This window comes from Buchnera aphidicola (Lipaphis pseudobrassicae), assembly GCF_005081185.1.
Classification (GTDB): Bacteria; Pseudomonadota; Gammaproteobacteria; order Enterobacterales; family Enterobacteriaceae; genus Buchnera; species Buchnera aphidicola_AD.
In genome coordinates, this window is record NZ_CP034870.1 from 18821 (window position 1) to 28006 (window position 9186).

General features: G+C 26.5%; 8 protein-coding genes and 1 pseudogene. 4 read left to right on the forward strand and 5 right to left on the reverse strand.

Annotation, left to right across the window (positions count from 1 at the left end; genetic code table 11):
- Window positions 1-33: 33 nt before the first annotated feature.
- Window positions 34-1680, forward strand: a complete 1647-nt coding sequence (gene groL, locus D9V70_RS00095; RefSeq protein WP_158355763.1) for a chaperonin GroEL — start codon at window positions 34-36, stop codon at window positions 1678-1680.
- Between the two features lie 134 nt (window positions 1681-1814).
- Here the strand turns inward: groL and epmB are convergent, their stop codons facing one another.
- The gene (gene epmB, locus D9V70_RS00100) at window positions 1815-2819 is read right to left on the reverse strand and encodes an EF-P beta-lysylation protein EpmB (RefSeq protein ID WP_158355764.1); all 1005 of its coding nucleotides are present in this window, start codon (window positions 2817-2819) and stop codon (window positions 1815-1817) included.
- 31 nt (window positions 2820-2850) lie between these two features.
- On the opposite strand from epmB, the gene efp reads away from it, so the two are divergent.
- Entirely contained in the window at window positions 2851-3420 is a 570-nt protein-coding gene (gene efp, locus D9V70_RS00105; RefSeq protein WP_158355765.1) for an elongation factor P, read from the forward strand.
- Window positions 3421-3452: 32 nt separating this feature from the next.
- On the opposite strand, the gene dnaC is transcribed toward efp, so the two are convergent.
- Genes dnaC through rsmD form a run of 3 tightly spaced genes read right to left on the reverse strand, consistent with a single transcriptional unit; the run spans window position 3453 to window position 5323 of the window.
- Window positions 3453-4193, reverse strand: coding sequence for a DNA replication protein DnaC (gene dnaC, locus D9V70_RS00110; RefSeq protein WP_158355766.1), 741 nt, complete (start codon window positions 4191-4193; stop codon window positions 3453-3455).
- Entirely contained in the window at window positions 4193-4687 is a 495-nt protein-coding gene (gene dnaT / locus D9V70_RS00115) for a primosomal protein DnaT (RefSeq protein WP_158355767.1), read from the reverse strand. The genes dnaC and dnaT overlap by 1 nt, the downstream gene beginning before the upstream one ends.
- Before the next feature lie 54 nt (window positions 4688-4741).
- Entirely contained in the window at window positions 4742-5323 is a 582-nt protein-coding gene (gene rsmD, locus D9V70_RS00120; protein ID WP_158355768.1) for a 16S rRNA (guanine(966)-N(2))-methyltransferase RsmD, read from the reverse strand.
- Between the two features lie 128 nt (window positions 5324-5451).
- On the opposite strand from rsmD, the gene ftsY reads away from it, so the two are divergent.
- Both ftsY and rpoH read left to right on the forward strand, forming a co-directional pair.
- Window positions 5452-6645: a signal recognition particle-docking protein FtsY gene (gene ftsY / locus D9V70_RS00125; RefSeq protein WP_158355769.1), complete on the forward strand. Its 1194-nt coding sequence runs from the start codon at window positions 5452-5454 to the stop codon at window positions 6643-6645.
- Between the two features lie 117 nt (window positions 6646-6762).
- The gene (gene rpoH / locus D9V70_RS00130; RefSeq protein WP_158355770.1) at window positions 6763-7620 is read left to right on the forward strand and encodes an RNA polymerase sigma factor RpoH; all 858 of its coding nucleotides are present in this window, start codon (window positions 6763-6765) and stop codon (window positions 7618-7620) included.
- Window positions 7621-7774: 154 nt separating this feature from the next.
- On the opposite strand, the pseudogene glmS reads toward rpoH, so the two are convergent.
- Window positions 7775-9186 (reverse strand): annotated as a pseudogene (glmS, locus tag D9V70_RS00135) (glutamine--fructose-6-phosphate transaminase (isomerizing)); the annotation flags it as partial.

Here is a 9186-nt window from a genome sequence, read left to right on the forward strand (position 1 = left end):
TCCATTAAAAAAATTATTTAAGGGAATGTAAAAATGGCTGCTAAAGACGTAAAATTTGGTAATGAAGCTCGTATTAAAATGCTTCGTGGAGTTAATGTTTTAGCTGATGCAGTGAAGGTTACTTTAGGACCAAAAGGTAGAAATGTAGTTTTAGATAAATCTTTTGGAGCACCTAGTATTACTAAAGACGGTGTATCAGTGGCTCGTGAAATCGAATTAGAAGATAAATTCGAGAATATGGGAGCTCAAATGGTAAAAGAAGTTGCATCAAAAGCAAATGATGCAGCAGGTGATGGAACAACAACAGCAACATTATTAGCTCAATCTATAGTAAATGAAGGTTTAAAAGCTGTTGCTGCTGGAATGAATCCAATGGATCTTAAGCGTGGAATTGATAAAGCTGTTATTAGTGCAGTAGAAGAACTAAAAAATTTATCAGTACCATGTTCTGATTCTAAAGCAATTACACAAGTGGGTACTATTTCTGCGAATGCAGATGAAAAAGTTGGAGCATTAATTGCAGAAGCAATGGAAAAAGTTGGTAATGATGGAGTTATAACAGTAGAAGAAGGAACAGGATTACAAAATGAATTAGAAGTTGTAAAAGGTATGCAATTTGATCGAGGTTATTTATCTCCTTATTTTATCAATAAACCAGAAACAGGTATTGTTGAATTAGAAAATCCATATATTTTAATGGCTGATAAAAAAATTTCTAATGTTCGGGAGATGTTACCAATATTAGAGTCTGTTGCAAAATCAGGAAAACCATTATTAATTATTTCGGAAGATTTAGAAGGTGAAGCATTAGCTACATTAGTAGTTAACTCCATGAGAGGTATTGTAAAAGTAGCTGCAGTAAAAGCTCCTGGATTTGGAGATCGTCGTAAAGCAATGTTGCAAGATATTTCTATTCTTACTGGTGGTTCTGTTATTTCTGAAGAATTAGCAATGGAATTAGAAAAATCTACTTTAGAAGATTTAGGTCAAGCAAAGCGTGTTGTAATCAGTAAAGATACTACAACTATAATTGGTGGTATTGGAGAAAAACACGCAATTCAAAGTCGTATTAGTCAAATTCGACAAGAAATTCAAGAAGCTACTTCTGATTATGACAAAGAAAAATTAAATGAGCGTTTAGCTAAATTATCAGGTGGAGTTGCTGTATTAAAAGTAGGTGCAGCTACAGAAGTAGAAATGAAAGAGAAAAAAGCACGTGTTGAAGATGCATTACATGCAACTCGTGCGGCAGTAGAGGAAGGAGTAGTTGCTGGCGGTGGTGTTGCATTAGTTAGAGTAGCAGGAAAAATATCTAATTTACGTGGTCAAAACGAAGATCAAAATGTAGGTATTCGTGTTGCATTACGTGCAATGGAAGCACCATTACGTCAAATCGTATCAAATTCAGGTGAAGAACCTTCTGTAGTTACCAACAATGTAAAAGATGGTAAAGGTAATTATGGTTATAATGCAGCCACTGATGAATATGGCGATATGATAGATTTTGGTATATTAGATCCTACTAAAGTTACACGTTCTGCTTTACAATATGCTGCTTCAGTAGCTGGTTTAATGATAACTACTGAATGTATGGTTACTGACCTACCAAAAGAAGACAAGTCTTCTGATTCTAATCCTTCTCCTGCTGGAGGAATGGGTGGTATGGGCGGAATGATGTAATTTGATTGTTATTACATCAATCTAATTTTATTAAAATTATTTAAATGATTGCTTTCCTCAGATTTAACTACACTGAGGAAAGTTTTTTCTTAAATAGATTAAAATACTAAGATTTTAATATTATTTTTTTTCATTCAAATAATTATTGATTTATTATCTTTAGAGCCAGTATCGTAAACTAGTCTAGGTACTAAATAACCAGAAATCATTTTCATTAAATTTTTCATAATAACTTTTGCTTTTTTATTTGAAACTAAAAAATGTTTCGTACCGATTGCTTTGTCTAAAATATGTAAATAATACGGAAGAACGTTATTTTCAAATAAAATATTGCTTAATTTGGCTAAAATAATAGGATTATCATTAATATTTTTCAATAAAACACTTTGATTTAATAAGATCGCACCTGATTTTTTTAATTTAAAAAGACTTTTACTTAATTCTTTGTTAATTTCTTGTGGATGATTAATATGAGTTACTAAAATAATTTTTATTCGTGATTGAAAAAATATTTGACAAAGATCAAAAGTAATTCGACTGGGTATGACAACAGGTAATCTAGTATGTATTCTCAATCTTTTAATATGATTAATACTAGATATTAATTTAATTAGCCATATTAACTCGTGATCTTTTGCCATTAATGGATCGCCTCCCGACAAAATAACTTCATTTAGCTCTTTTTTATTTTTTATGTATTCAAGTGCTTGCATCCAATTTTTTTTTCCTCCTTGATTTATTTCATAAGGAAAATATTTTCGAAAACAGTATCTACAATGAATGGCACAGTTAGTTTTCACTATTAATAATACTCTATCATGGTATTTATGAATTAAACCAGGTAAAATAATATTTTTTATTTCTTTTGTAGGGTCTTTTATATATTCTGAAGATTTTAAAAATTCTTGATTATTATTTATTACTTGTAAAAAAAGTGGATCTTTTGGATCATTTTTTTTCATTCTTGCAATAAAAGAATATGGAACACGAAATGAAAATTTTTTATTTTTTTTTAATGTAGAATATTGAATATGATTTTCTAGATTGAGAATTTTTAATAATTCTTTTGGATGGGTAATAGAGTTAGATAGTTCATGTAACCAGTTATCTTTTTTGATTACACTATTTATTTTTTTCATTTCTATATATTTTGCAACGATAGAGGTTTATATGAGATTGTGTTATAGTAATAATTTTCGTTCTGGTTGTAAAATTATATTTGAAAATGAACCTTATTTAGTAGAATCTAGTGAATTTGTAAAACCTGGAAAAGGCCAGGCTTTTGTTCGTGTAAAATTAAGAAATTTTGGAACGAAACAACTTATAGAAAAAACTTTTAGATCTACGGATTTTTTACCAATAGCTGATATTGTAGAATACAAACTTTCTTATTTATACAATGACGGTCAATTTTGGTATTTTATCCACGATAATACTTTTGAAGAATTATCAGTAGAAAAAAAAATTGTTGGTTCTAATAGAAAATGGTTATTAGAACAAGATCCTTGTACTGTTATTTTATGGAATAATCAACCAATTTCTATTACACCAAAAAATTTTGTGGAACTTCAGGTTTTAAATACAGAAGCAACTTTAAAAGGTGATACTATTAATAGTAATGTTACTAAATTAGCAACTTTAAATACAGGTGCGATTATAAGAGTACCTTTGTTTGTTCAAATTGGTTCATTAGTTAAAGTAGATACTCGATCTGGCGAATATGTCTGTAGAATTAAATAATAGTAGTTTATTTATAGATCCATAAATTATTTTCAATACTCGTTTCCTTTAACATATTGTCTATAACTATCCCATTCAAATGTTAACCATAAACTATTTCCTAAACGCATTCTATCAATTACTCTTTCACCTAATAAATTTTTCATTCCTTGATGATCTAAATTGGATAACATTCCAGTAGATCGTTTAGATGATGATCGTCTATCAACTATTTGATTAATAATTACTTTTTCATAACGAGATTCAGTTTGCATTCCAATTTCATCTATCATGAGTAAATCTACACTACTTAGATTATGTAATAAACTTTCTTCAGTAATATTACTAGTGCCACTAAATGTACCTTTCATATTCGACATTAAATCAGCTACAGTAACTAGTAAAATACTTTTTCCATGTAAAATTAAATAATTTCCTATAGCTGATGCTAAATGATTTTTACCTGTACCTGGTTTTCCTGAAAATATAAAACTGGCAATATTTTGGTTAAATTCTTCTGCATATTTTTTAGATGCTTTTAGAACTCTTTTTTGACCATCATGTTCAATTTTATAATTATCAAATGAACAGTTCATATATAATTCTCTAATTCCAGACCTTCCTAGAACACGTTGCATTCTCATTGCTTTATTTTCACGTAATATGGATTCAGAAGACAATCTTCCTTGTTCTTGATTCCAAGCCAATAAATCTTCGTCATTATCAAATTTTGGTTTGATATTATTCGGCATAAGACGTTTAAGACGTTTAAAAAATTCAGTATGAAATGTCATTATTTTCCTCTAAATCCACTTGGTATAGTTTGATCTGGTTGTGGTATATGAGTAATATCTCGTTTTTTTTTCGAAAATTTATTAATTGATCTACTTTTTTGTAAACTTTGAGCTAGTTTTTGTTGCCATTGTATATGATAAAAAAAACAACCTTCTGCTTCCCAATAAGAGATAAAAGACGCAAGTTCAGATGGTGATACTTCTGTATCTAACATTATACCCCATAATGCTGCCTGACGAATAAAATCTTTATCAGGAATCCATTTAGAATGCATAGAGAATTTTTTATTTATGTTGTCTTTTTTTACATTTTTATATATAGAGTCATATTCAAGATCAAATATTTTTTTTAAAAAAAAAGGAGTTACTGCATAAAAAACAGGAACTTCGTTTTTTAAAATTATTAAGGAACCATTATTTGATTTTTCTAAAATTTGAATAGGATTTTTGCAAAATAAATCAAGTGTTGTATTTTGAGAAATTAAAATTTTCATAAATGTTTTACCTCTGTAAATTACAAGATATTAGTAAAGATATTAATATCTATATTATAGATTTGATATTTTAACGAAATAAAGATAGCATTCAATATTATTTGTTATTTTTTTTTTATATAAAATCCAATTTTTTGGTATAAAAATAGGTCTTTTTTTTTCTTTTTCAATATAAATAATAGATTGGCTTTTAATCCATTTATTATTCTCTAATAAATTAATAGTTGATTCAATTAATCCTTTATAATAAGGTGGATCAATAAATATTATATCATATGGTTTTCCATTTTTTTTTAACCAATTTAAGGTGTTTGTATGTATTATTTCTGCATTGTATATATTTAATTTTTTGATGTTTTTTTTGAGGTTAATAATTGTTTTTTTGTTTATTTCTAAAAATGTTGAAAACGAAGCATAACGAGATATGGCTTCTATTCCTAAAGCGCCACTACCTGCAAAACAATCAAGACATCTAGAATTTTTAACATATTTAGATAACCATTCAAATAGTGTTTCTCGTATTTGATTCGTAGTAGGACGTAGATTAGAAATATTATTAAAAGATATTTTTCTTCCCTTAAATTTTCCAGAAATAATATATACCTTTCCATGTTTTTGTAAGAAATAATTATGCATTTTTTAGATGATTTATCTTAATAGTATAATTTATTTTATAATTAATAATGATACAAATAAATATTTTTTTAAAGATGTAAATAGTTCAAGAAACATGATTTTTATTTAGCAAATAAAAGGATGATAAAATGAAAGATGATAAAAAAAACAATTTTTTTTCTTGGTTAAGTTCTGTAATTAAAAAAAAGAAAATAAAAAATACATTGCAAGAAGATAAGAAAAAAGAACTAAAAAATAATTCTATATTTAAAAATAAAATAATTGATACAGATAATATAAATATAGAAATTAACCAAAACTTATCTAATATTAATGATTCTTTAATAGAACAAGATATTATCAAAAATAATAAAATAGAAACGTTTAATAATAAAAATGAAAATTTAAAAAATATTAAAAATATAAAAATAAATTTTTTTACACGTTTAAAACAGAGTTTAAATAAAACAAAAAAAATTCTTGGAGATGGAATTAGTAATATTTTTTTATCAAAAACTGTTGATAAGAATCTTTTTACAGAATTAGAAGAAAAAATGTTACTTGCTGATATCGGTTATAATACTACAAATCAAATTATTAGTAATTTAATTAAAGAGATCAATAAAAAAGATTTACATGTTCCTGAAAAGGTATATTTTCTATTAAAAAAAAATATGTATACTATTTTAAAGAATGTAGAAAAACCATTAAAAATATCTAGTCATATTCCTTTTATTATTCTAGTAGTAGGAGTTAATGGTACAGGAAAAACAACAACAGTTGTAAAGTTAGCACAAAAATATAAATTAGAAGGAAAGTCTGTAATTTTAGCCGCTGCCGATACCTTTAGAGCTGCAGCAATAGAACAATTACAAACATTAGGAAAAGTTAATAAAATACCAGTTATTGCTCAAAGTTTTCATTCGGATCCTGCAGCGGTAGTATTCGATGCGATACAATCAGCAAAAGCAAAAAAAATAGATGTTTTAATTATTGATACAGCAGGAAGATTGCATAATAAATTACATTTAATAGAAGAATTAAAAAAAATAGTTAGAGTGATTAAAAAAATAGATTCTTCTGGACCTCATGAAACAATGTTAATTGTTGATTCTTGTAATGGACAAAACATAATACAACAAACAGAAATATTTCATAAAGCGTTAAATTTAACTGGTATTGTAATTACTAAATTAGATGGAACAGCAAAAGGAGGAGTAGTTTTTTCATTAGCAAATCAATTCAATATTCCTATTCGTTATATTGGAATCGGAGAAAAAATACAGGATTTAGGTATTTTTAATAGTAAAGAATTTATTAATGCTATTTTTAGTCAAAAATAATAATATTTATTATATTGTTAATATAAATCTTTGATTTATATTTTTAATTACAGTATTATAAAAATGTCCCACATATTCATATTTTAGTATATATAATTCGTTGATGCGGGAATAAAAATGATCGATAAATTACAGATTTTATCTGTGACGTTACCAAGTAATTTAGATTCTTATATCAGAATAGCTAATCTGTGGCCAATGTTATCAATTAGAGAAGAACAATTGCTCACTAAACGATTACGTTATAATGGTGATTTAGATGCTGCAAAAACTTTGATTTTATCTCATCTTCGTTTTGTAATTCATATTTCACGTAACTATTCGGGATACGGTTTGCTGCAAGCTGATATTATACAAGAAGGGAATATTGGTCTAATGAAAGCAGTACGTAGATTTAATCCTGAAATAGGTGTTCGTTTAGTTTCTTTTGCTGTGCATTGGATTAAGTCAGAAATTCATGAGTATGTTTTACGAAATTGGCGTATTGTCAAAGTCGCTACTACAAAATCTCAAAGAAAATTATTTTTTAATTTAAGAAAAACGAAAAAAAGATTAGGTTGGTTTAATGAAGAAGAAATTAATATAGTTGCAAAAGAATTAGGAGTAAGTAGTAAAGATGTAAGAGAAATGGAATCTCGAATGTCAGTTCAGGATGTTACTTTTAATCCTTTTCCAGAAGAAGATTGCATAGATGGAAAAAGTTATAACAACACGCAACATTTACAGGATAAAACATCTAATTTTGCCAATGGTTTAGAAGCAGATAATTGGGAAGAACATGCTTCAAGTAAATTAAGTGATGCATTATTAGGATTAGATGAACGTAGTCGTAATATTATTCATGCACGTTGGTTAGATAACGACAAAAAAAATACTTTACAAAAACTAGCAAAAAATTATGGTATTTCTGCAGAACGTATTCGGCAATTAGAAAAAAACGCTATGAAGAAATTAAGAATAGCTATAGAATCTTAATCTGTACAATAAATATTGTATTGAATACATTAATAACTTATAACATTTTTTCATACAGAGTATGAGAATAAGTTTATTTATAGTTAAAAGCTCATACTCTTTTTTTAATTTTAATGAATATAATTTTTATATATGATAAAATTTTTTTATATAATTATTCTACTGTAACAGCTTTAGCAAGATGTCTTGGTTGATCGATATTTTTTCTTTTATTTAATGCGATATAATATGCAAGTAATTGTAAAGGTACTGCATAAAATATAGGTGCTATTAACTCTTCTATATATGGTAATTTTATAAATTTTACATTTTCATCATAATCAAATTCTTCATCTGAAAAAACATAAATTGATCCCCCTCTTGAAGATATTTCTTTAATATTTTTTTTTATTTTTTCTAATAAAAAATTTTTTGGAGCAATAATAATTACTGGTATATTTTTATCAATTAGTGCAAGAGGTCCGTGTTTTAGTTCTCCTGCAGCATAAGCTTCAGCATGAATATAAGAAATTTCTTTTAGTTTTAAAGCTCCCTCTATTGCAATAGGATAGTATTCACCTCTTCCAATAAATAATATATGTTTTTTATCAAATAATTGATTTGCTATACTTTTAATTAACTGATTTTTTTTCAAAACTTCTTTGATTCTAGTAGGTAAAACATTTAATGTTTGTACAATTTTTTTTTCAACTTGAATTTTGTTTTGTATATTTGCAATTTTTGCTACTAACATCAGTAAAACAGTTAGTTGTGTTGTAAAAGATTTAGTTGAAGCAACTCCGATTTCTATTCCTGCTTTAGTTAATAAACAGTTATCTGACTCTTTAACTAAAGAAGATCCTTCCATGTTGCATATCGTTAAATTTCCTAAATATTTAAATTTTTTAGAATATCTTAATGCTGATAATGTATCAGCAGTTTCACCTGACTGTGATAAAGTTACTAAAAAACTATTTTTTCTTGCAGCTATTTTTCTAGAAGAAAATTCAGAAGATATTTCAACATCACAAGGAAGATCGATGAGAGATTCAAACCAATATCTAGAAACCATAGCTGCATTATATGAGGTTCCACATGCAACTATTTGAATATGTTCTATTTTAGAAAACAAAAGATTTTCTTTTATTCCTAATTCTAAAAAATTTATTGTATTGTTTTCTTTTAAACGATTTCGTAAAGTATTTTGAATAGATATAGGTTGTTCATATATTTCTTTTTCCATATAATAACGATATTTTCCTTTTTTCACTGTTTTATATTGAATATTAGATGTAATTGCTTTTCTATGAATGACAGTGTTATTTTTATTCACAATATTAATTTTGTTTGTTGTAATAATGGCAATATCGTCTTCTTCTAAGAATATAAAACGTTTTGTGATATGCAATAATGCTATTTGATCAGATGCAATAAAATTTTCTTCTGTCCCTAGTCCTATAACTAATGGGCTTTTAGATCGAACTGCTATTAGTTCTAATGGATTATTTGTATCTATTATAACCATACTGTAATTGCCATGTAATTTTTTGATACTATTTTTTATAACATTTTCAATAGATTGTTGCT

Coding starts and splice junctions, on each gene's coding strand:
- groL (WP_158355763.1), top strand. CDS start 34: ATGGCTGCTAAAGACGTAAAATTTGGTAATGAAGCTCGTATTAAAATG.
- epmB (WP_158355764.1), bottom strand. CDS start 2,819: ATGAAAAAAATAAATAGTGTAATCAAAAAAGATAACTGGTTACATGAA.
- efp (WP_158355765.1), top strand. CDS start 2,851: ATGAGATTGTGTTATAGTAATAATTTTCGTTCTGGTTGTAAAATTATA.
- dnaC (WP_158355766.1), bottom strand. CDS start 4,193: ATGACATTTCATACTGAATTTTTTAAACGTCTTAAACGTCTTATGCCG.
- dnaT (WP_158355767.1), bottom strand. CDS start 4,687: ATGAAAATTTTAATTTCTCAAAATACAACACTTGATTTATTTTGCAAA.
- rsmD (WP_158355768.1), bottom strand. CDS start 5,323: ATGCATAATTATTTCTTACAAAAACATGGAAAGGTATATATTATTTCT.
- ftsY (WP_158355769.1), top strand. CDS start 5,452: ATGAAAGATGATAAAAAAAACAATTTTTTTTCTTGGTTAAGTTCTGTA.
- rpoH (WP_158355770.1), top strand. CDS start 6,763: ATGATCGATAAATTACAGATTTTATCTGTGACGTTACCAAGTAATTTA.